Source organism: Micromonospora sp. NPDC047527 (genome assembly GCF_040643015.1).
Taxonomy (GTDB): domain Bacteria; phylum Actinomycetota; class Actinomycetes; order Mycobacteriales; family Micromonosporaceae; genus Micromonospora.
The window spans coordinates 1,587,559-1,606,547 of the sequence record NZ_JBEYTK010000001.1; the positions used below are offsets into that span (position 1 = coordinate 1,587,559).

Genomic DNA, 18,989 nt, shown 5'->3' on the forward strand with positions numbered 1-18,989 from the left:
TGGCGGCGGTGACGGGTGCCGACGCACGACGGCGGTGGCCCGGGGACGCGGGCCGGCGCACGACGGCGTCGGGTGGTGGTGGCGGCACGACGGCTTTAGCGCGGCGGTCCGGCGCGTTTGGCGGCTGTGGGTCAGGTGACGCGGCGCAGCCAGCGCCGCTGCCAGGGGGCCTCCACGGCCTTCGGGTGGTAGCCCGCCCGGACCCACGGCACCACCCGCTCGGCCGGCAGGCCGTCAAGGATCGCCAAGGCGGCCAATGCCGTACCGGTGCGGCCCACCCCACCCCGACAGGCCACCTCGACGCGCTCACCGTCGTGCGCCCGCCGCAGGACGTCCCGCAGGGCGTCGAGCGCGTCCGCCCGGTCGAGCGGTATCCAGAAGTCCGGCCATCGGATCCGCCGGTGCGGCCAGGCCGGCTCCGGGCCGGGCGCCAACAACAGGGCGAAGTCGGCGGGCGAGGCGGTCGCGGCGATGCGGCGTCCGCGCACCGGCGCCCCGCTGGGCAGTACGAGCACACCTGGCTGCTCAGACCAGGGCTGAGCGACAGTCACCCGAGCATTGTGCCGCAAACAGGGCCAGGCGTCGTGCCGCTATCAACTCCGACCACCGTGCCGCACTGACTCCCCGGCGTCATGCCGCTATCGGCTCCCGGCCACCGTGCTGCCGTGGGCTCCCGGGGCGTCGTGGCGCCGCCACGGGGCACAGACAGCGCCGCCCCCGACCGGAGTGGGTCGGGGGCGGCGCCGGTGTCGGTGTGCAGGTCGCCACGCCGCCACGCCGCCACGCCGCCACGCCGCCACGCCGCCACGCCGATCTTGGACAGTTTCCGTTAGCTGGGCCCGCCCTGCTAAACGGAACTGTCCAAGATCTCGTGGCCAGCACCAGACGCGGCAAGGCCAACCACCTACCCCGCGCCAGCCAACGACGCGTCGCGCGCCAACCCGACCCACACCAAGCCGACGCCCTGGCCTCCAGACCCCGGACATGCCGCTGGCCGGCCCCCCGCGTTCGGGGTGCCGGCCAGCGGTTCTCTCGTGGTGCCGGGGGTCAGCTGTTCCAGTACTGGCCGACGAGGTCGGCGGCCTGCTGCTCCCACTGGGCGTAGGCGTCCGGGTAGGCCGAGACCTGCACGGTCTGCGCGGCGTCGGTCAGCGGCATGTCCTGCCAACCGTCGACCTGCTTGAGGCCCTTGAGGAAGGCGGTGGTGGAGTAGTCGGGGTCGGTGATCTGCTCCGGCGCACCCCAACCCGAGCTCGGGCGCTGCTGGAACAGGCCCAGCGAGTCGTGGTCGTTACGGTCACCCAGGTGACCCAGGTTCTCCAGCTTCGACTCCTGCAGACTCGTCGCGATCGAGATCACCGCGGCCCGCTCCGGCAGACCAGCCTTCTTCGTCGCGGCGATGATCGCCTTCACGTTCGCGGTCTGCTCATCGTTCAGCGGAATCCGGGACTGCTCGCCCTGCGGCTTGGCGGTCTGGACCGCGACCGCGGCGGGCTTGCCCTCGGCCGGGGTGGCGGCGTGGGCGGCGATCGGACCGGCGAACACACCACCGGCGAACGCGAGACCAGCAACAGACAGCACACTCTTACGAATAATCGTGTTCATGGGTTAGCTCCTTCGGGGGTAAGAACACCCACCCACCAGGGGACGGTGGCGCGGGTGTGAGCACCTCGTCCGGCGCTGCACAAACGGGGGAAAGTCTTAACGTCGGCGGCCTACGGGCGGGGGGCTCGTGGCGCCGGGTCCATGTGTAACGACCGGCGGGCCAGGCACATTCCGGGGGGCGGCCCATCCACACGCCGAACCGGTGCGGCCGGTCGTGGGGGATGTAACGACCGAGGGGCCGAGGTCATTCCGGGGTGGCCCGTCGAGCCGGTGCGGTCGGTCGTAGGGATTACAACGACCGGGCCCGGCCTGGCATTCCAACCCCGGGTGCGGGGCGGGCCGGCGGCCGGTGGTGCTGCGATCGTCAGGGTATGTAACCCGTCCGGGGCCGCCACCATTCCGGCCTCAGGATGCCACCGGTCACACCCAGAAACCACCCATAATCAGACATCCCGCCCGGCGTGCGTGGTGCGGTTCCGGTCAGACCGGCTGTGCGAGGGGTGATCCACTCGACATCGCCGATATCGGTGTATCGACGGCACCCGGATACCCCGATATCGGCGATGTGGAGTCGATCAACTTTGGGACGGCCCAACCAGACCCGGACGACGGCTGAAGTACTGGGCCACCAACGCCCCACAACTGCCCATACCGGACAAACTTCTGCATCGGGCGCGTGGATCCAGCCCGACAGGCAGGCGACAACTCTGCCCGACGCACGACGCACGACGCACGACGCCCACCCTGACGCCCGACCCCGACCACTCCTGATGCCCGGCACCGACGACCCGACGACCCGATGACGCCCGACGCCCGGAACGCCGGATGTCGGACGCCGACGACGTCTGATGCTGATAGCTGACGTCCCGACCGACCGCCCGGCAACCGGCGCGCTGCGCGGTGCCGCCAGCCGAGATCCTCCCGACTGCCGGCTCTGGGTGACGGTACGGCGTCAGCGTCCGTTCGGGGTCCACCCGCCGCTGCGGTACAGGGTTCCCCGACCGCCCGGGTCGGGCACCCCGCGCTGCCCCAGGCCGGCGGGCTCGGCGGGCTCGGTGGGTTCGGGGTTGCGGGCGGCGCGGCGTGCCCGCACCACGCGGGAGCCGACGAACCAGGCGACGGCCGCCACGCAGGCCACGATCACCAGGTTCTGGAGGACTCCGACGTACCCCTCGACGAGGTGCCAGTTGTCGCCGAGCAGGTAGCCGGCGAGCACGAAGGTGGTGTTCCAGATGAGGCTGCCTAGCGTCGTGTAGAGCAGGAAGATCCGCACCGGCATCCGCTCCACCCCGGCCGGGATGGAGATCAGACTCCGGAAGATCGGAATCATCCGGCCGAAGAAGACGGCCTTCACGCCGTGCCGGAGGAACCACGCCTCGGTCCGGTCCACGTCGCTGAGCTTCACCAGCGGCAACCGCTCCACGATGGCGCGCATCCGGTCCCGCCCCAGGGACGCGCCGATCATGTAGAGCGCCAGTGCGCCCACCACCGAACCCAGCGTCGTCCAGAAGATCGCACCGACCAGGCTGATCCGACCCTGCGCGGCGACGAACCCGGCCAGCGGCAGGATGATCTCGCTGGGGATCGGCGGGAACAGGTTCTCCAACGCCACCGCCAGGCCGGCGCCCGGCCCGCCGAGCCGTTCCACCAGGTCGCTGACGTAGCCGACAAGGCCATCCTGGGGCGGTTCGGCCGCAGCGATGGGGGTTCCGGCGGCGAGCACGGCGTGGGACGTTCGAATCATGCCCCTACGCTACGAAGCGATCCTGAGAGTCGACCATGAGGGCGACAGTCCGGCCGAGCGGGCCGACAGCGCCGTAGGGGGTGCGCAAGACCGTACCCCGCTGCGGATCGCGGTGGCGCAGCCTCCGTGCGTACCCCTGGATGTCGAAGAGAACGCGCGGGCGCACGCCGCCGCGGTCCGCGCGGCGCGCGCCCGGGTGGTGGTCTTTCCGGAGCTGTCACTGACGGGGTACGAGTTGGACGGCCCGGTCGTGTCGGTCGACGATCCCCGGTTGGCGCCGCTGGTCGAGGCGTGCGCCGAGGCGGGCACCCTCGCTCTCGCTGGCGCTCCGGTCGCTGGTGAGCACATCGCGACGCTGGCCGTGACCGGCGACGGCGTGACGGTGGCGTACCGCAAGATGTGGCTGGGGGACGCGGAGGCCCGCCGGTTCCGGCCGGGCGGGGCGCCGGCGGTGCTCGATGTGGACGGTTGGCGGGTGGGCCTGGCGATCTGCAAGGACACCGGCGTCGCCGAGCAGGCGGCGGAGACGGCCGCGTTGGGGATAGACGTGTACGCGGCGGGCGTGCTGGAGTCGGCGCGCGACGCCGCCGTGACCGACGAGCGGGCACGGCGGATCGCCACGACGCACCGGGTCTGGGTGGCGGTGGCGAGCTTCGCGGGGTCGACCGGCGGTGGCTACACCGAGGCGGCCGGCGGGTCCGCGATCTGGTCGCCGGGCGGTGACGTGTACGCCCGGGCGGGCACCGAGCCCGGCGAGCTGACCCGGGCCGACATCGGCTGACCGCTTCGGCGGAGCAGGCGGTCACCCCCTTCGGCGGAGCAGACTGGCCGCCAGCTCGGCTGAGCTGTGGTCGGGCTCGACTCCGTCGACCAGGAGCACGTCGCCGGCGAGGTGCCGGGTCCGCAGGGGCTTGATCTGCTGGTAGTCGCTGGAGTCGTACCAGGATCGGGCGCTGGGCAGGTCCGGAAACTCGATGATCACCAGGTTGCCCGGCCAGTTGCCCTCCAGGACGTCGACGGCGCCGCCGTGGACGAGGAACCGGCCGCCGAAGGGGGCGAGGGTGGCGTCGATGCGGTTCAGGTATTCCAGCACGTCGGGGTGGGTGGATGTGGTGCGCAGGTGAGCAAGCGCGTACGCGGTCATGAGGAGATGATTTCGGGGTCCTGGCGCGCTGTCGATTACCTCGCGGGTAATGGTGGGTGCGCCGCTGCGGTCACTAGGGTCGAGGCGTGACGACGATGGCCCGGCCCACGCGACCAGTCGGGGAGCTGCTGCGCGACTGGCGCCGAACGCGCGGGATGAGTCAGCTCGACCTGTCGATCGAGGCGGGGGTGTCGGCCCGGCATCTGAGCTTCGTGGAGACCGGCCGGTCGCGTCCCAGCCCGGAACTGCTCCTGCGGCTGGCCGAGCAGCTCGACATGCCGCTGGCCGAGCGCAACGCGATGCTGCTCGCCGGGGGCTACGCGCCCGCCTACTCCAGTCACGAGCTGACCGATCCGGAGCTGGGCCCGGTGCGTGCGGCCGTACGGCAGATCCTCGACGGGCACAGCCCGTACCCCGCGCTGCTGGTCGACCAGCACTGGCACCTCGTCGAGGCGAATCCCGCCGTCGCCCTGTTCACCGCCGGCGCCGCGCCCCACCTGCTGAGCCCACCGGTCAACGTGCTGCGGCTCAGCCTGCACCCCGACGGCATGGCCCCGCGCATCCTCAACCTGCCCCAGTGGCGCGCCCACCTGCTCAGCCGGCTGCGCCAGCAGGCCGTGACCACCAACGACCCGATCCTGCACGACCTGCACGAGGAGCTTCGCGGCTATCCCGGCGGCAACTCCCGCACGGCGCCGATCAGCGCGGCGGTGTCGCGCGTCGTCGTCCCGCTCCGGTATCGCCACGACGACCAGGAGATGTCCTTCCTCAGCACCACCACCCTCTTCGGTACGCCGCTGGACGTCACCGTCGCCGGGTTGGCCGTCGAGGCCTTCTTCCCGGCCGACCCGGCGACCACCGAAACACTGCGGGCCCTCGCCGGGTAGCAGGCGGGTGGTCCTAGGCTTCGGGCATGACCTCCTTTCCGCCGACCTTCGCCATCGACGTGGTCAACGCGCCCGATCGGGCGCAGTTCGAGGCGTTCATAGAGGAGCACCGCAGCGCGCTCGACGGCTGTCTGGACGGGTTGACCGAGGAGCAGGCGCGCCGGTCGTTGGTGCCGTCCCGCACGACGCTGCTGGGCCTGGTGAAGCACGCCACGTTCGTCGAGAAGGTGTGGTTCGACGAGGCCGTCACGTGCCGGTCCCGCTCGGAGATCGGCATCCCGGCGAACTCGGAGGATTCGTTCCTCCTCGACGACGGCGACACCATCGCCAGCATTCAGCGGGCACACCGCGAGGCGTGTGCGGCGTCCCGCCTCGCGACGGCCTCCCTGAGCCTGGACGACGTGCTGCGCGGCAACCGGCGAGGGCCGTTGCCGCTGCGCTGGGTCTATCTCCACGTGCTCCGCGAGCTGGCGCAGCACTGCGGGCACGCGGAGATCCTCCGGGAGCAGATCCTGAACGAGTAGGGCGGCCGCGCGTCGATCGTCGAGGACGACCGGACGCGCGCTTCAGGCCACGCCGTGGGTGTCGCCGAAGCGCCGGAGCGTCCAGCGGGCCGGGGGCCAGCCCCCGGTGTCGTGGTCGGTGGTCCATTCGGTGATCGAGGCAGGCGCCACCGCCAGGTCGAAGGGCCGGTGCAGCGGCTGGGCGGCGAGCGCGTGGAAGGCCCCTTCGACGGTCGCGGTGTGGCCGACCAGCAGAACGGTGGAGTCGCGGTGCCGGTGTGCGATCTCCGTGATCGCGCGGCTGACGCGGACGACCAGTTCGGCCCAGCTCTCGTTGCCGTCCTCGAACGGCCGGAACAACCCTCCGCCCACTGTGGCGTGCTCGGCCCGGAAGCGGGTGATCGGCAGCCCGTCGGCGTACGGCGGCGTGTGCCAGGTGCACAGACCGCAGTCGGCCACGGGGCGGACGCCGAACGCCTCGGCGATCGGTTGCGCGGTCTCGACGGTGCGGCGCAGCACCGACGAGTAGACCGCCGCCGGCCGGTCGGCGCCGTAGTCGTCGACGAGCCGCCGAGCCAGCCGATGTGCCTGGTCGTGGCCCAACGCGGTCAGCCCCCGGCAACCGTGCGGGCCGCCCACGACCCCGTCGACCTGGTGGACCGACTCGCCGTGCCGCACGAAGATCAGCCGTGTCCGCATCGGACCATCATGCCAGTGAGGCAGGCAGATGGATCAGTCGTCGGTGCGGCCGGTGGAGACGGTGTTGGCCTGGGTGAGCAGAGCGTCGAGCTGAGCTGCCGTACGCGCTGGCAGCTCACGCCGCTCGACCAGCTCGGCGATGCGTTCCCGCAGGTCGGCGACGTTTCTGGCCCGGTCGCGCGGCCGACGGTCCAACTCGTCGAGGTCGTCACGCAGGTCCTCGGCGGTCCTGCGGTCGATGTCGCCACGCGCCAGGGCCTGGGCGAGCACCGCGGCGAACTCGCTGGTCACCTGCCGCAGGCTGACCGGCACCTGCTGGCCGAAGGCCGGAGTCGGGGTCAGGGTCGGAGTCGGTGCGCTGCTGGTGGAGGGTGGTGCGGACGGTGCTGCCGGCGTCGGCGACTGTGTGGTGGCCGAGGGCGCCGGGGTGGAGGTCGCCGACGGGCCGGCGAGCGGCGGGGAACTGGACGAGTTGAGGCCCTGGGCGAGCAGCGCGCCGAGCCCGACCACGGCCGCGAGGCCGCCAGCGGTCAACACGGCGAGCGGCCGACGGGACCGACGCCGACGGGGTGCGACACCCTCCGGCGCGAGGGCCGGAGGGGCCGCCGAACGGTCGATCAGCGTGGGCGGGTGGGCTGCCTGGGCCGACGGCGGGACGCGCAGCATCTCGGTGGGCGGGTGGGCTGACGGCAGCAGCGCGGTGGGTGGCTCGACCGGCTGGGCGGCGCCGAACCGGCGGGCGAGCCGCGCGGCGCTCGGCCGGCGGGCCGGGTCGGCGGCGAGGCACGCGACGGTCAGCTCGGCGATGTCGGCGGGCAGGCCGGGCACCCGCGGCGGCGTCACCGGGGTGCGCTGGCGGTGCACCTCCAGCGCGTCCTCCCAGCTCTGTACGGGCAGCGGCGCCCGGCCGGTGAGGGTGCGGTAGAGCAGCGCGCCGAGGGCGTACACGTCACTGGCCGGGTCGGGTGGGCCGGCGGCGAGGCGCTCGGGGGCGAAGTAGGCGGGTGTGCCCATCACCGGCTCGCCGGACCGGCTGTCGAGCCCGCCGAGCGCGGCGATGCCGAAGTCGAGCACCTTGGCGCCGGTGTCGGTGAGCATGACGTTGCCGGGCTTGATGTCCCGGTGCACGACGCCGATGCGGTGCGCGGCGGCCAGCGCGGCGGCGATCTGCCCGGCCACCCGGACGGCCTCCGGCCAGGGCATCGGCCCGGAGCGCATCCGGTCGGCCAGGTTGTGCCCCTCGACCAGCTCCATCACCAGGTACGGCACGACGACCCCGCCGGCCAGGGTCGCCTCGGCGTAGTCGTACACCTGGGTCACGTGCGGATGGGTCAGCCGGGCGGCCGCGCGGGCCTCGCGCCGGATGGTGGCCCGCAGGTGCGGGTCGGCGGTGAGTTGCCCGGCGAGCACCTTGACCGCGACGGGCCGGCCGAGCACCTCGTCGTCGGCCCGCCACACCTCGGACATGCCGCCGAGACCGATCCGCTCGTGCAGCACGTAGCGGTCGTGGAGACGGAGAGTGGGCGTGAACGGTGACATGGCCTCACCAGTTTGCCTGGCCATGCCCCGCTCGACCACCCGCGATGCCCGGTGCGTACCCGCTCATCCCGTGCGTACCGAAATATGAGGGGTTATGCGGGTGGCACCGGGCCTGGCGAGCTGGTCAGGAGCAGTGGGTGGTGGCCGGCAGCGGTCGCGGCTGGATCCGGTCGGCCAGCCGGCGCAGGGCGCCGGCGGTGGCCTGGCGGGTCGGGGCGAGCAACGGCCGGCGGGGCCGCTCGACCTGGACCGGGGCGTCCGGTCGGGCCGAGTTGATGTGTCGGTTCATCGCGTCGAGAGCGGTGACGTACCCGGTCGGGAATTCCATGGTCAACTCCTCGGGACAGGTCCGGTGGAGGCCCGGACGACGAGTGCGGTGGGCAGCAGCACATGACCGGCTGCGGGGTCCGTGGGTGGGTCGAGCAGCAGTTCGGCGGCGATCCGGCCCTTTTCTTCGGCCGGTTGCCGGACGGTGGTGAGGCCGGCCGACGCGGCCTCGGGAACGTCGTCGAACCCGGTCACCGAGACCGGCGGGTTGTTGCCGCCCGGCCGCTGGGCCAGCGCGTCGAGCACGCCGAGGGCGAGCACGTCGGAGCCGGCGAGCACGGCGGTCGGCGGCGCGGGCCGGTCGAACAGCCCGGCGACGGCGGCGGCCGCGGCCTGGCGGCTGTTGCCCGGGGCGCTGACCAGGGTCAGCTCGGCCCAGCCGACGCCGACCTCGGCGAACGCGTCGGCGAAGCCGGCGAGCCGGCCGCGGGTGGTGGGGTGCCACACCTCGTGCACCCCGGACAGGGTGAGTGGGCCGGCCGGCGCGTCGGGCAGCACGCCGTCGGCGAGCAGGGCCACCCGGCGGTGACCGAGACCGGCCACGTGCGCGGCGGCGCTGTGCGCCGCGGCTCGCTCGTCGATGCCGACGAACCGCTCGTCTGCGCCGGCGTCGTCGTGGGGAGCCGTGCTGACGTAGGGCAGCCCGCGATCCCGGATCACGTCCAGCGCCCATTCCTCGTCGGCCACGCAGTAGACGCAGAAGCCGTCGACGGCGGCGTTCTCCACCGCCCGTCGGGCGTCGGTCTGCCCCGGCGGCAGCGGCACGAGCAACATGCTGGTGCCGTGCCGCTCGGCGGCACCACTCACGCCAGCGAGGAAGCGAATCGCGAAGGGGTCGGTGAAGGCGTACGACAGCTGCGAGGTGAACAGCACCCCGATCGAGCCGACGAAGCCACGTCGCAGGGATCGGGCGGTGGGGTTGGGACCGGGGTAGCCGAGCTGGCGGGCGGCGTCGAGGATCCGCTCGCGCAGGGCTGCGGAGAGCTGGTCGGGACGGCTGTAGGCGTTGGACACGGTGCTGCGGGAGACACCGACCGCCTCCGCCACGGCTTGCAGTGTTGGCTTCACCCGGCACCTCTCTGCATCGATTCAGAACTGTATCGATCCAGAGACTAGCGTCACGGGTCGGCATCGGTCAATGCCACAGTCCGGCGCGTCACGGCACCAGCACCAGACGGCTACCGGCTGACGCCGCTGGGCGAGAGCCTGTTTCCGGCGCAGCGGGCGATCAGGGCGTGGGCCGAGTCGCACATCGCCGAGGTGCACGAGGCCCGAGCACGCTACGACGGCACGGACGCCTGAGACCGCGGGCCCGCCCCGTCACTCCGGGTAGGCGTCCTTCAGCAGCCGGCCGAGGATCTCCGGGGTGCGCTCCGGCGGCTCGGCCTCGACACAGAGGCGCTCCATGGCCACGGCGTAATAGTCGAGGTCGTCGCGCTTGTCCAGGTAGATGGCGCTGGTGAGCTGTTCGATGTAGACGATGTCGGGCAACTCCTGGTCGCCGAAGCGCAGGATGGTGAAGGCACCGCCGGCCGCCGCGTGGCCGCCGGCCGCGAACGGGATGACCTGGAGCCGGATGTGGGGCGACCGGGTCGCCTCGATGAGCGCCTCGACCTGCCCGCGCATCACCTCGACACCGCCGATCGGACGGCGGAGCGCCGCCTCGTCCACCACGGCCCAGAGCTGCGGTGGATCGTCGCGGCGCAGCAGTTGCTGACGTTGCATCCGCAGCGCCACCCGGCGTTCGATCTCGGCCGCGTCCGCCGTGCCGTGCCCGAGCAGGACGACCGCGCGGGCGTACTCCCGGGTCTGCAACAGGCCGGGTACGAATTGCACCTCGTAGCTGCGGATCAGCGCGGCCGCCGCCTCCAGGCCCAGATAGGACTGGAACCAGCTGGGCAGGACGTCGCCGTAGCGGTGCCACCAGCCGGGGCTGTTGGCATCCCGGGCGAGCTTGAGCAGCGCGTCGCGCTCCTGCCCGTCCGTGACGCCGTACAGGGTGAGCAGGTCAGACACGTCGCGTTCCTTGAAGCCGACGCGACCCAGCTCCATTCGACTGATCTTCGACTCAGAGGACCGGATCTCCCAGCCGGCGCCTTCGCGGGTCACCCCGCTGGCTTCCCGCAGCCGGCGCAGTTGGGCACCGAGCAACATGCGCAGCACGGTTGGCCCGGTTGTCGGGCCGCCCTCGGCGGGAACCATCGTCACGTGCGGACCTCCGCATACCGACCACAGGGTCGGGCATCCGGCCCGGCCGACGTGTAAGCATGCCATGGACCAACAGTGAGATGTACTCCTCCGGGCCGGCGATTCAGTCCCATCCCCGGGACGGCCTGTCCGACCGCTCAGTTGATCAGATGATCGAAGTCTCCGTCGCGGGCGCCGAGCACGAAGGCCGCGATCTCGTCCACTGTGTAGATCAGGGCCGGCCCCTCCGGATGCCGCGAGTTGCGGACGGCGATGCCCGCCCCCCCGGGCAGTTCGGCGATTTCGACGCAGTTGCCGCTCGGGTTGCTGCGACGACTTTTCTGCCAGCTCAGCGGGGGCAACTGATGGATCGGAACGCCATTGGGTGGCTGCTGCATGAGAGGCGTCTTTCTGGTCACGAGCCCGCCGATGCCCGTGGGGAGGAGCGGTGACGGCGAGGGTGCGGTATCAACGACGGACAGTTCTGCACGTGCATCTGCTATTGCATCTGCACCGGACGGCGAGCATGATAACGCACGTGATCGGTGCTTATCCGTTCACTTTGAGTGACCCCAACTGGGGCGCCAACGGGGACAACTGGGCCCGACGCGGCAACCGCGCCGCGTCGACCGACGGCTGGAGGCGGTCGCGGCGATGGGAGGTCTCGTGCCGGATCCGATGAGTGTCGCCTCCGGCATCTGTGCGGCGGGAGCGCTGCTGTCCTCCTGGCAACTGCGTCGACGGGCGCTGCGGGCCGAGGCCGAGATCGAGCACCTCCAGGCCGAGCTCGCCGCGGAACGGCACGCCGCCAGCCACGACCCACTCACCGGGCTACCGAACCGGCGGGCCTTCTACCGGCTCGCGGCCGCTCTCCTCACCGACGCCGCAGGCCAACCGCTGATCGCCATCGTGCTCGACCTCGACGACTTCAAGCAGATCAACGACCGGTACGGGCACGCCGCCGGTGACCAGGTGCTGATCAGCGTCGCCGACCGACTGGCCGGCTTCGCCGGGGACAACCTCGTCGCCCGCCTCGGCGGCGACGAGTTCGCCGGCCTGCTCGCCAGCCCGACCATCGACCGGCGCTGGATCGAGCACGCCACCCGACGGCTCAGCGAGACCGTCGCCGCACCGATCCGGCTCAGCGGGTGCAGCGTCCGGGTGACCGCCTCCGTGGGGCTCGCCCCGGTGACCGGCCCCGCCCAACTCACCGAGGCGCTCAGCCGCGCCGACGCGGCCATGTACCAGGCGAAGAGCCTCTCCGGCGCCCGGCCGGCCCACCAACTCACCGACCGCACCCGCCTGGTGTAGCGCGCTGACCGTCCTGACGTCCCCTACCGGGTCGGCGAGGCACTGCACACGGTGGACTACCGCGACGCCGGCCCCAAGCCCGACACCACCGGTCGCACCACGAATGCCCTGGCCCTCAACAGCGCGCACCTGGCCCGGCTGCTCGCCGAGCAGCCGTACCCCCCGCCGGAGGCCCAGGACGCCGCCGGAGGCCCAGGACGCCGCCGGAGGCCCAGGACGCCGCCGTCGGCCCGAGCCGCGAGACGGCCTGACCGGCTTTCACCGGGGTACGGTCAGCGCCAGCCGTAACCGGCGCGCAGCGCCTGCCCGACCCGGTCGAACCGAGGCCGGTCCAGCACAGCGCCCTCCCGACGGATGCTGTCCTCGCGCATGGTGAGCACCCGGTCCAGCCGGACCCAACTGGGCCGGTTGTCCCGGTCCCACTCGCCGGGGCCGAGCGCGAACCAGTGCCGCTGCCCGTCCCGGTCACTCTGGCTGGACAGCATCAGCCCGAACAGCGTCCGGCTGTGCCTCCCGACCACCAGCACCGGGCGGTCCTTGCCCTGGCGGGGGTCGTCCTCGTACGGCACCCAGGTCCAGACGATTTCCCCGGGGTCGGCCTGACCGTCCTGCTCGGGGGCGTACGTCAGCTCCCGCCGCTGCAACGCGTTGACCTGCCGGGGACGGGCCACCCGCGCGGGGGCCGGCCCGGACCGTCGGGGCGACGGGATAGCCGCGCCCACCCGGGAGATGCGTTGCGCCATGTTCCTCAACAGACCAGCCACGGCGGGCAGCCTACCGGCCTCGCTGCGGGCGACCGGAGGCGGCGCTACGGGCGACTGGAGGCGGCGCTACGGCAGGGCTGGTCGGCGCTGCGGCGGAGACGGGCGGCGCTGCGGCAGACTGGCCCGATGACCGAGCTGCCCGACGACCTGCCCGTGTGGGAGCGACGCGCGGTGCGCGTGGTGGTCTGTGACGGCGGCGACCGGGTGTTGCTGTTCCACACCCGCGACCCGGACCATCCCCGACTCGGCACCTGGTGGGAGCTTCCCGGCGGCGGCATGGACCCCGGTGAGACGTACCGCGACACGGCGGTACGGGAACTCCGCGAGGAGACCGGCATCGTGGTCACCGCCGACCAGGTGGGTGCGCCGACCTGGCGACGACGGGCGAGTTTCCTGCACCGCCAGCTGCGCCACGTCCAGGACGAGGTCATCGTCGCGGTACGGCTCGCCGGCCCCGGGCCGGACGTGGACGAGGCGGACCGGCTCGACTACGAGCGGGAGGACTACTTCGGTTTCCGCTGGTGGCCGCTTTCGGAGGTGGTGGCCAGCCGGGAACGCTTCTACCCCGGGCAACTCCCCCAGCTCATCACACCCTTCCTGGCCGGCGAGACCATCGACGAGCCGTTCGAGCTGTGGTCGTGAACCAGGGTCGGTGAGGATGCCGGAGCGGGCGGCGGCGGGCAGAGTGGGGGCATGACGACCGACCTGCACGGGCCGCTCTGCGCGTACGCCGAGCGCCTGCACGCCACGATCGGCGACCGGCACCACGTCGCCTCCCCCCTCGGTGCCTGGCTGCTGCTCGCCCTCAGCGCGGCGGCGTCCAACCCCGACCCGACAGCCGAGCACGCCGGCGTGCCCGACACGGCCGGCGACCCCACGGTGCCCGGCGCGCCTGCGGTGGCGGGCGAGCGCGAGACGGTGGCTGCGGAGCTGGCGGCGGCCCTGGGCACGGACCTGGCCAGCGCGGCGCAGGTCGCCCGCGCGCTGCTGGACGCGCCGCACCCGCTGGTCGCGTCCGCCACCGCGCTCTGGCACCGACCGGGCCGGGGCCTCGACGGTACCGCCGGGCAGCGGGCGGCCCTGCCCGCGACCCGACCGGGCCGGGGCCTCGACGGTACGGCCGGATGGCGGGCGGCCCTGCCGGCGACGACCGAGGTCGGCGCGCTACCCGACCAGGCCGGGTTGGACGCGTGGGCGCGCGAGCACACCGACGGCCTGATCGACACGTTCCCCCTGAAGGTCAGCCCGGACGTGGTGTTCGCCCTGGCCAGCGCCCTCGCGACCCGGATCTCCTGGGCCGAGCCGTTCGAGGTCACCGACGCCCGCGCGCTCGGCCCGGGCAGCGTCTGGGCGCGCGACCTGCGCCGCGTCCTGCGCAGCCCGAGCCACGGTCACCGCGGCGCCATCGCCACGACCACGCGGGCCGGTGACGTGATCGTGCACGCGGCACCAGCCCAGACGGCCGACGGCTCAGGGCTGGTGGTGCTGTCGGTCGCCGCCGCACCGGACGTGCCGCCGGGCGACGTGCTGGCCACCGCGTACCACCTCAGCGCCGGCGCGGCCGACGGCGCGCAACCGGCCGGCCGGCGGTCGCTGTTCGACCTGCCGCTCGGCGACGCTCCGCTGTGGACGATCCGGGAGGAGCGAGTCCGGACCCGGGCCCGCGACGGCCGCGAGGAGCGGCACAGCGCGGTGCTTCCCTGCTGGTCGGCGCGCAGCGAGCACGACCTCACCGCCGAGTCGCTGGGCTTCCCGGCCGCCACGGCGGCGCTGGCGCGAGCGCTCGCCCAGCCGGCACAGGGCTTCGAGGCGCGGCAGGTGGCGATGGCCCGCTACGACCGGTACGGCTTCGAGGCGGCGGCGGTGACCGGCATGTTCGGGACGGTCAGCCTCCCGCCGGAGGGCGTGGCACGCACCGCCGAGTTGCGCTTCGGCCACCCGTACGCCGTCGTGGCCGTCGCCACCGAACGCCGGCCGGACGGGACCACCGGGCCGTGGCACGGGGTGCCGGTCTTCTCCGCCTGGGTCGCCGAGCCCGAGGAACTCTCCGACGCCGCCCCAGATCCGGACCGACGTCCCGGCTCGGCCTCGCGTCGCGCGTGATCGACTCCAGGTCGCCGACATGGCGGTATCCGATTGCCTGGATGCCGCGACATCGCCGATCTGGAGTGGATCTCGACGCGCCGGCCGCGCCGGCGGCATTCGCGACGAATCAGGGCCCGTACGGGTCGGGCGAAACGGGCGCGGCACCGCCGTCATCGTCGCGGGGCAGTCGCGCGACCATCTGCCGGAACTCCCCCACCGTGACCGCCTCGCGCAGGGTCGCGAAGACCGCGCCGGTGCCGGCCCCTGCCGTAACCGGGTCCACGCCGGCTCGCTGGCCCACCCGGCGAAGAAACTCCGCCGGCCCAGCGTCCACCGGCGGCCGGGTCGCAGCAGGCCCACCGACGTCGAGGCCGACGCCGGTGTCGAGCCCATCGACGCCGCTGGCCGGGCCCGGAGTCAGGTCCGAAGGCAGGCCGGTCGGGCCCGAAGGCGGGCTCGGCACGGCGCCGTCCAGGTAGCCGTCCACCTCATCGGGGAGGTGCCCGACGAGGTCGTCGGGCACGCCGCCGGTGACTCGTTCGGCCATCGTCTGGAGCACCGCGCGGGCGAGCGCGGCGGCCTGCTCGGTCGGTAGGCCGGACCGTCGGGACACCGCCTCGATGAAGCGCGGGAACCCGTCGCCGCCCAGGCTGTCGGTCACGCCCGGGCGGTTACCCACGGCCGGTGCCGGCAAACGGCACCGGCAGCGCGGGAGTCCGCAGGCTCACGGTCAGGGCTCGTCGGCCAGCAGGTCGAGCAGCAGCGCGGCGGTCCAGCCGAACGCCGGTGAGCCCAGCCCGGCGCCGGTGTCCGGGTGGAAGTACTCGTGGCAGCCCGCCCCGGCGACCAGCCCGATCATCGACCGGCGCAGCCCGGACGCCAACGCCGGGTGCCCGTGCGCGAGCAGCCCGCGCCGCACCAGCCAGCCGATGTTCAGCCAACTCGGCCCGCGCCAGTAGCGCAGCGGCTCGAAGTCGGGCGCGGTCCGGTCGTGGCTCGGTAGCGGGCGGTCCATCCGCGCGGCCACCCCGAAGCGCGCCGACCGTGCCTCGACGACCAGCGCGTCAACCTGCCGGGCGGGCAGGTCGGGCAGGATCAGCGGCGTCAGCCCGAGCACGGTACGCGCGCCGAGCAGCCGGCCGGCGCGCACGTCGCGGGGCTGGAAGGTGCCGTTGACCGGGTCGTACAGCCGACGTACCAATGCCTCGGTGATCCGGCCCGCGCGGACCCGGTGCGGCTCGGGGTCGGCGCCGATCAGCGCGGCGATCTCGGCGAGGGCGTGTTCGGCGGCCCCGAAGGCGGCGTTGAACAGCGGGCACTCCACCAGGAAGGGATGGTCGGCCAGCGCGCGGTCGGCGTAGCCGTGGTCGCGGTAGGCCGCGACGATCGCCAGGTAACGCGCGTAGTCCAGGTCCGTGGGGCGGTGCGCGGCGTCGGCGTGCGCGGTGTCGTGCCGACGGTACGCGCGCATGACCGCCGCCTCGGCCGGCACCGCGGCCATCGGCTCGTCCCACGCGGGACTGTTGTCCAGGCCCGACTCCCACGGGTGCACGACGCAGATCAGCCCGTCACCGGCCACGTCCCGGTGGTCGGCCAGATAGCGCTGCTGCGCGACCAACGCCGGGTAGAGCCGGTGCAGCGCGGCCAGGCCGGCCTGCCCGGGTGCCCGCCGGTACGCCAGCAACGCGGCGAGCGCGTGCACCGGCGGCTGGACCAGGCCGGAGGTGTGCACGGCCGGCGAGCCCTGCGCGTCGGCGGAGCGCCACAACTCCGGGCCGGGGAAGTACGCCCCGACGCGCAGCGCCGGGTTGAACACGATGTGCGGCACCCGCCCGTCGGCCCACTGCGCCCTGAACAGACTCGCCAGCTCCTGCCAGGCCCGCTCGGGACGGACGTGGGCCAGGCCGATCGCGATGAACGCCGAGTCCCAGCTCCACTGGTGGGGATAGAGGGTGCGCGACGGCACGGTGTGGTCGTGTTCCCAATTGGCGTCGAGGGTGGCGGCGGCGAGTCGGCGCAGCCCGGCGAGATCGGCCGGACCGCCGGTGCGCGCCGGGGCGGCGGTCATGCCGCGGCCCGCCGGGGCAGCGCGTGCCGCAGCACCGTGGCGGCCTGTTGCAGGGCCCGCACCGGGTCGCCGCGCAGCCGGCACTCCAGCGCCAGCCAGCCCCGGTAGTCCAGCTCCAGGAGAGTCCGCACGAGCGCCGGCCAGTCCAGGTGCCCGGCGCCCGGCTGGTAGCGGTTGGAGTCGCTGACCTGCACGTGCCCGAGGTACGGCGCGGCGGCGCGCAGCGCCCGGTGCACGTCGTCCTCCTCGATGTTCATATGAAAGGTGTCGGCGACCACCCGGACCGAGGGCAGGCCGACCGCAGCGCAGAGGGCGACAGCCTCGTCGAGACGGTTGACCATGTGGTCCTCGTACCGGTTGAGGGGTTCGAGAAAGAGGGTGACTCCCTCGGCGCGGGCGTGCGCGCCCAACTCGCCGAGGGCGTCCAGGAGCACCAGCCGGTCGCCGGCGGGCGGGCGCGGTGGCTCGAACGGCGGCAGCCGCCGCGAGAACATCCCCCAGGACGCCGGGGTCATCACCCCGACGCCGCCCAGCTCGGCGATCACCGACAGTTGGGAGCGCAGGTTGCGGACCGCGTCGGCGGAGCGGGCCGGGTCGAAGTCGCCGATGAAGTGGTCCATCTCGACGCAGACGGTGGGCATCACCACCCCGGCGGCGCGGGCCCGGCGTAGCTCGGGAAGCCGGCGGGCGAACGCGCCGTCGCCGCGCCCGCGTAGCTCAATGCCCTGGTAGCCGAGGGCGGTGGCGAGGGCGTACTTCTGGATCAGGTCGGTGCCCGGCAGGAGCTGTTCCTGGCAGGCCAGCGCGATGGTGGTCATCTAGAACCTCAACACCACTTGGAGGACGTCACCGGCGCCGCTGTCGAGCAGCGCGAGGGCGTCGGCGACCGCACTGGCGTCGACGATGTGGCTGACCAGCGGCAACGGGTCGACCCGATGCTCAGCCACCAGCTCCATGAAGGTCTGCGCCACCCGGTCGCCGGTCCACCGGCCGGCCATGCTCGGCGCGGGGGTGGGGCCGGAGACCTGGGCGGCCACCAACTGGATGCGGTTGTGGTGGAACTCCTCACCGAGGCCGAGCCCGTCGGCCTGGCCCTGGTAGAAGCCGGCGGCCACGACCCGGCCGGCGTGCGCCGTGGACCGGATCGCCTCGTGCAGCGCCGGGTACGCCCCGGACAGCTCCAGGCAGACGTCCGCGCCCCGGCCGTCGGTGGCCCGGCGCAGAACGGTGGCGGCGGATTCGGCGTCGGCGTCCACTGTGGCCCGTGCGCCGTAGCGGGCCGCGTGCTCCAGTCGGTCGGGCACCCGGTCGACGGCCACCACCCGGGCCCCGGAGAGGACGGCGAGCCGGGTGGCGAGCAGGCCGATGACGCCCTGCCCGAAGACGCCCACCCAGTCGCCGAGGTGCAGGTCGGCGGCGAGCACGGCGGTCAGCGCGATGGCACCCGGCCGGGCGAAGACCGCGGCGAGCGGGTCCAGGTCGGCGGGCAGCGGACGGACCGCGCCGGCGGCGAGCACGGCCTCGGCCCGGTGCCCCCAGATGCCCCACACCAACTGCCCCGGGTGCCGGTCGGTGACCTCCGGTGCCACCTCGACGACCTCGCCGACTTCCTCGTAGCCGAAGCCGATCAGCGGGTAGGGCACCGGGGTCTGCCGGGGGACGAACATCCGGGCGGCGTCGTCCCAGTCTTTGCTGAGCCGGGGATTGCTGCCCCGGTAGAGGGTCAGCTCGGTGCCGGCGGAGATGCCCGAGTAGCAGGTGCGGACCCGGACCTGGCCGGGGCCGAGCGGATCCGGTGGGCAGGGCTCAAGGCTGATCTGCCGAGGCCCGGCGAGGGAGACGACCCAGTTGCCCATGTGTCACATCCCGGTAGCACTGGGCTCCAGGATAGCAAAAAATCGCCATATGTCTTGTCATTGATCAATCGAAGGCGTTGAATCCGGCATGTACCCTTCGAGAGGAGTGCCACCGATGTCAGCACCTCCGAGGCGGACACTCTCCCATTACTCTCCGTCATCCTCTTCTTCGCCAGCGAGCGGCTGCTCACCGAGGGGCTGACCAGCGGCGCCGAGAAGGGCTGAGCCGCCACGGTGGCCGGGCCGGCTGCTCCGGGTCGCCCGTCGCGC

Annotated in this window: 21 protein-coding genes; 6 read left to right on the forward strand and 15 right to left on the reverse strand. The window is 73.1% G+C overall.

Annotated elements, in window-relative coordinates; translation table 11 throughout:
* Positions 1-131 precede the first annotated feature (131 nt).
* The 3 genes from ABZ808_RS07080 to ABZ808_RS07090 form a co-directional block, all read right to left on the reverse strand.
* Positions 132-551 carry a protein-tyrosine phosphatase family protein gene (locus ABZ808_RS07080; protein ID WP_357002019.1) on the reverse strand — a complete coding sequence of 140 codons (420 nt, stop codon included), beginning with the start codon at positions 549-551 and terminating at the stop codon, positions 132-134.
* Between the two features lie 496 nt (positions 552-1,047).
* A complete protein-coding gene (locus tag ABZ808_RS07085; RefSeq protein WP_357002021.1) occupies positions 1,048-1,605 on the reverse strand; it encodes a hypothetical protein in 558 nt (185 codons plus the stop codon).
* Between the two features lie 952 nt (positions 1,606-2,557).
* Positions 2,558-3,349: a DedA family protein gene (locus ABZ808_RS07090; protein ID WP_357002023.1), complete on the reverse strand. Its 792-nt coding sequence runs from the start codon at positions 3,347-3,349 to the stop codon at positions 2,558-2,560.
* A gap of 112 nt (positions 3,350-3,461) precedes the next feature.
* On the opposite strand from ABZ808_RS07090, the gene ABZ808_RS07095 reads away from it, so the two are divergent.
* Entirely contained in the window at positions 3,462-4,130 is a 669-nt protein-coding gene (locus tag ABZ808_RS07095; RefSeq protein ID WP_357002025.1) for a carbon-nitrogen hydrolase family protein, read from the forward strand.
* A gap of 21 nt (positions 4,131-4,151) precedes the next feature.
* Here the strand turns inward: ABZ808_RS07095 and ABZ808_RS07100 are convergent, their stop codons facing one another.
* The gene (locus tag ABZ808_RS07100; protein WP_357002027.1) at positions 4,152-4,493 is read right to left on the reverse strand and encodes a DUF1330 domain-containing protein; all 342 of its coding nucleotides are present in this window, start codon (positions 4,491-4,493) and stop codon (positions 4,152-4,154) included.
* Positions 4,494-4,588: 95 nt separating this feature from the next.
* On the opposite strand from ABZ808_RS07100, the gene ABZ808_RS07105 reads away from it, so the two are divergent.
* Both ABZ808_RS07105 and ABZ808_RS07110 read left to right on the forward strand, forming a co-directional pair.
* Entirely contained in the window at positions 4,589-5,380 is a 792-nt protein-coding gene (locus ABZ808_RS07105; protein WP_357002812.1) for a helix-turn-helix transcriptional regulator, read from the forward strand.
* A gap of 26 nt (positions 5,381-5,406) precedes the next feature.
* Positions 5,407-5,904 (forward strand): DinB family protein, encoded by a 498-nt coding sequence (locus ABZ808_RS07110; protein WP_357002029.1) that lies wholly within the window; start codon positions 5,407-5,409, stop codon positions 5,902-5,904.
* Between the two features lie 42 nt (positions 5,905-5,946).
* Here ABZ808_RS07110 and ABZ808_RS07115 read toward each other — a convergent pair whose 3' ends face one another.
* The 6 genes from ABZ808_RS07115 to ABZ808_RS07140 all read right to left on the reverse strand — a co-directional run bounded on the left by ABZ808_RS07115 (position 5,947) and on the right by ABZ808_RS07140 (position 11,033).
* Positions 5,947-6,582: a histidine phosphatase family protein gene (locus tag ABZ808_RS07115; protein ID WP_357002031.1), complete on the reverse strand. Its 636-nt coding sequence runs from the start codon at positions 6,580-6,582 to the stop codon at positions 5,947-5,949.
* A gap of 33 nt (positions 6,583-6,615) precedes the next feature.
* Positions 6,616-8,121 (reverse strand): protein kinase, encoded by a 1,506-nt coding sequence (locus tag ABZ808_RS07120; protein ID WP_357002033.1) that lies wholly within the window; start codon positions 8,119-8,121, stop codon positions 6,616-6,618.
* A 124-nt stretch (positions 8,122-8,245) separates the two neighbouring features.
* Positions 8,246-8,449 (reverse strand): hypothetical protein, encoded by a 204-nt coding sequence (locus ABZ808_RS07125; protein WP_357002036.1) that lies wholly within the window; start codon positions 8,447-8,449, stop codon positions 8,246-8,248.
* Positions 8,450-8,451: 2 nt separating this feature from the next.
* On the reverse strand, positions 8,452-9,516 hold the full coding sequence (locus ABZ808_RS07130) for a LacI family DNA-binding transcriptional regulator (RefSeq protein ID WP_357002039.1): 1,065 nt from the start codon (positions 9,514-9,516) through the stop codon (positions 8,452-8,454).
* A 252-nt stretch (positions 9,517-9,768) separates the two neighbouring features.
* On the reverse strand, positions 9,769-10,656 hold the full coding sequence (locus tag ABZ808_RS07135) for a helix-turn-helix transcriptional regulator (protein ID WP_357002042.1): 888 nt from the start codon (positions 10,654-10,656) through the stop codon (positions 9,769-9,771).
* A gap of 137 nt (positions 10,657-10,793) precedes the next feature.
* Entirely contained in the window at positions 10,794-11,033 is a 240-nt protein-coding gene (locus tag ABZ808_RS07140) for a DUF397 domain-containing protein (protein ID WP_357002044.1), read from the reverse strand.
* 268 nt (positions 11,034-11,301) lie between these two features.
* On the opposite strand from ABZ808_RS07140, the gene ABZ808_RS07145 reads away from it, so the two are divergent.
* Positions 11,302-11,946, forward strand: a complete 645-nt coding sequence (locus ABZ808_RS07145; RefSeq protein ID WP_357002047.1) for a GGDEF domain-containing protein — start codon at positions 11,302-11,304, stop codon at positions 11,944-11,946.
* Positions 11,947-12,218: 272 nt separating this feature from the next.
* On the opposite strand, the gene ABZ808_RS07150 is transcribed toward ABZ808_RS07145, so the two are convergent.
* Entirely contained in the window at positions 12,219-12,710 is a 492-nt protein-coding gene (locus tag ABZ808_RS07150; RefSeq protein ID WP_357002049.1) for a type II toxin-antitoxin system PemK/MazF family toxin, read from the reverse strand.
* Positions 12,711-12,836: 126 nt separating this feature from the next.
* On the opposite strand from ABZ808_RS07150, the gene ABZ808_RS07155 reads away from it, so the two are divergent.
* Positions 12,837-13,352, forward strand: coding sequence for an NUDIX domain-containing protein (locus ABZ808_RS07155; RefSeq protein ID WP_357002051.1), 516 nt, complete (start codon positions 12,837-12,839; stop codon positions 13,350-13,352).
* Between the two features lie 51 nt (positions 13,353-13,403).
* Positions 13,404-14,813, forward strand: a complete 1,410-nt coding sequence (locus tag ABZ808_RS07160) for a hypothetical protein (RefSeq protein WP_357002053.1) — start codon at positions 13,404-13,406, stop codon at positions 14,811-14,813.
* Positions 14,814-14,922: 109 nt separating this feature from the next.
* Here the strand turns inward: ABZ808_RS07160 and ABZ808_RS07165 are convergent, their stop codons facing one another.
* The 4 genes from ABZ808_RS07165 to ABZ808_RS07180 all read right to left on the reverse strand — a co-directional run bounded on the left by ABZ808_RS07165 (position 14,923) and on the right by ABZ808_RS07180 (position 18,719).
* A complete protein-coding gene (locus tag ABZ808_RS07165; RefSeq protein WP_357002055.1) occupies positions 14,923-15,456 on the reverse strand; it encodes a DUF2267 domain-containing protein in 534 nt (177 codons plus the stop codon).
* Positions 15,457-15,525: 69 nt separating this feature from the next.
* Positions 15,526-16,863: a hypothetical protein gene (locus tag ABZ808_RS07170; RefSeq protein ID WP_357002057.1), complete on the reverse strand. Its 1,338-nt coding sequence runs from the start codon at positions 16,861-16,863 to the stop codon at positions 15,526-15,528.
* Positions 16,860-17,681, reverse strand: coding sequence for a sugar phosphate isomerase/epimerase family protein (locus ABZ808_RS07175; protein ID WP_357002060.1), 822 nt, complete (start codon positions 17,679-17,681; stop codon positions 16,860-16,862). Before ABZ808_RS07175 ends, ABZ808_RS07170 begins: the two co-directional genes overlap by 4 nt.
* Positions 17,682-18,719 (reverse strand): zinc-binding alcohol dehydrogenase, encoded by a 1,038-nt coding sequence (locus tag ABZ808_RS07180; RefSeq protein ID WP_357002063.1) that lies wholly within the window; start codon positions 18,717-18,719, stop codon positions 17,682-17,684.
* Positions 18,720-18,989: the final 270 nt, after the last annotated feature.

What these genes read in the sequence shown, in the direction of transcription:
- ABZ808_RS07085 (WP_357002021.1), bottom strand. Translation starts at nt 1,605, where the DNA reads ATGAACACGATTATTCGTAAGAGTGTGCTGTCTGTTGCTGGTCTCGCG.
- ABZ808_RS07090 (WP_357002023.1), bottom strand. Translation starts at nt 3,349, where the DNA reads ATGATTCGAACGTCCCACGCCGTGCTCGCCGCCGGAACCCCCATCGCT.
- ABZ808_RS07100 (WP_357002027.1), bottom strand. Translation starts at nt 4,493, where the DNA reads ATGACCGCGTACGCGCTTGCTCACCTGCGCACCACATCCACCCACCCC.
- ABZ808_RS07105 (WP_357002812.1), top strand. Translation starts at nt 4,589, where the DNA reads ATGGCCCGGCCCACGCGACCAGTCGGGGAGCTGCTGCGCGACTGGCGC.
- ABZ808_RS07110 (WP_357002029.1), top strand. Translation starts at nt 5,407, where the DNA reads ATGACCTCCTTTCCGCCGACCTTCGCCATCGACGTGGTCAACGCGCCC.
- ABZ808_RS07115 (WP_357002031.1), bottom strand. Translation starts at nt 6,582, where the DNA reads ATGCGGACACGGCTGATCTTCGTGCGGCACGGCGAGTCGGTCCACCAG.
- ABZ808_RS07120 (WP_357002033.1), bottom strand. Translation starts at nt 8,121, where the DNA reads ATGTCACCGTTCACGCCCACTCTCCGTCTCCACGACCGCTACGTGCTG.
- ABZ808_RS07125 (WP_357002036.1), bottom strand. Translation starts at nt 8,449, where the DNA reads ATGGAATTCCCGACCGGGTACGTCACCGCTCTCGACGCGATGAACCGA.
- ABZ808_RS07140 (WP_357002044.1), bottom strand. Translation starts at nt 11,033, where the DNA reads ATGCAGCAGCCACCCAATGGCGTTCCGATCCATCAGTTGCCCCCGCTG.
- ABZ808_RS07155 (WP_357002051.1), top strand. Translation starts at nt 12,837, where the DNA reads ATGACCGAGCTGCCCGACGACCTGCCCGTGTGGGAGCGACGCGCGGTG.
- ABZ808_RS07160 (WP_357002053.1), top strand. Translation starts at nt 13,404, where the DNA reads ATGACGACCGACCTGCACGGGCCGCTCTGCGCGTACGCCGAGCGCCTG.
- ABZ808_RS07170 (WP_357002057.1), bottom strand. Translation starts at nt 16,863, where the DNA reads ATGACCGCCGCCCCGGCGCGCACCGGCGGTCCGGCCGATCTCGCCGGG.
- ABZ808_RS07175 (WP_357002060.1), bottom strand. Translation starts at nt 17,681, where the DNA reads ATGACCACCATCGCGCTGGCCTGCCAGGAACAGCTCCTGCCGGGCACC.
- ABZ808_RS07180 (WP_357002063.1), bottom strand. Translation starts at nt 18,719, where the DNA reads ATGGGCAACTGGGTCGTCTCCCTCGCCGGGCCTCGGCAGATCAGCCTT.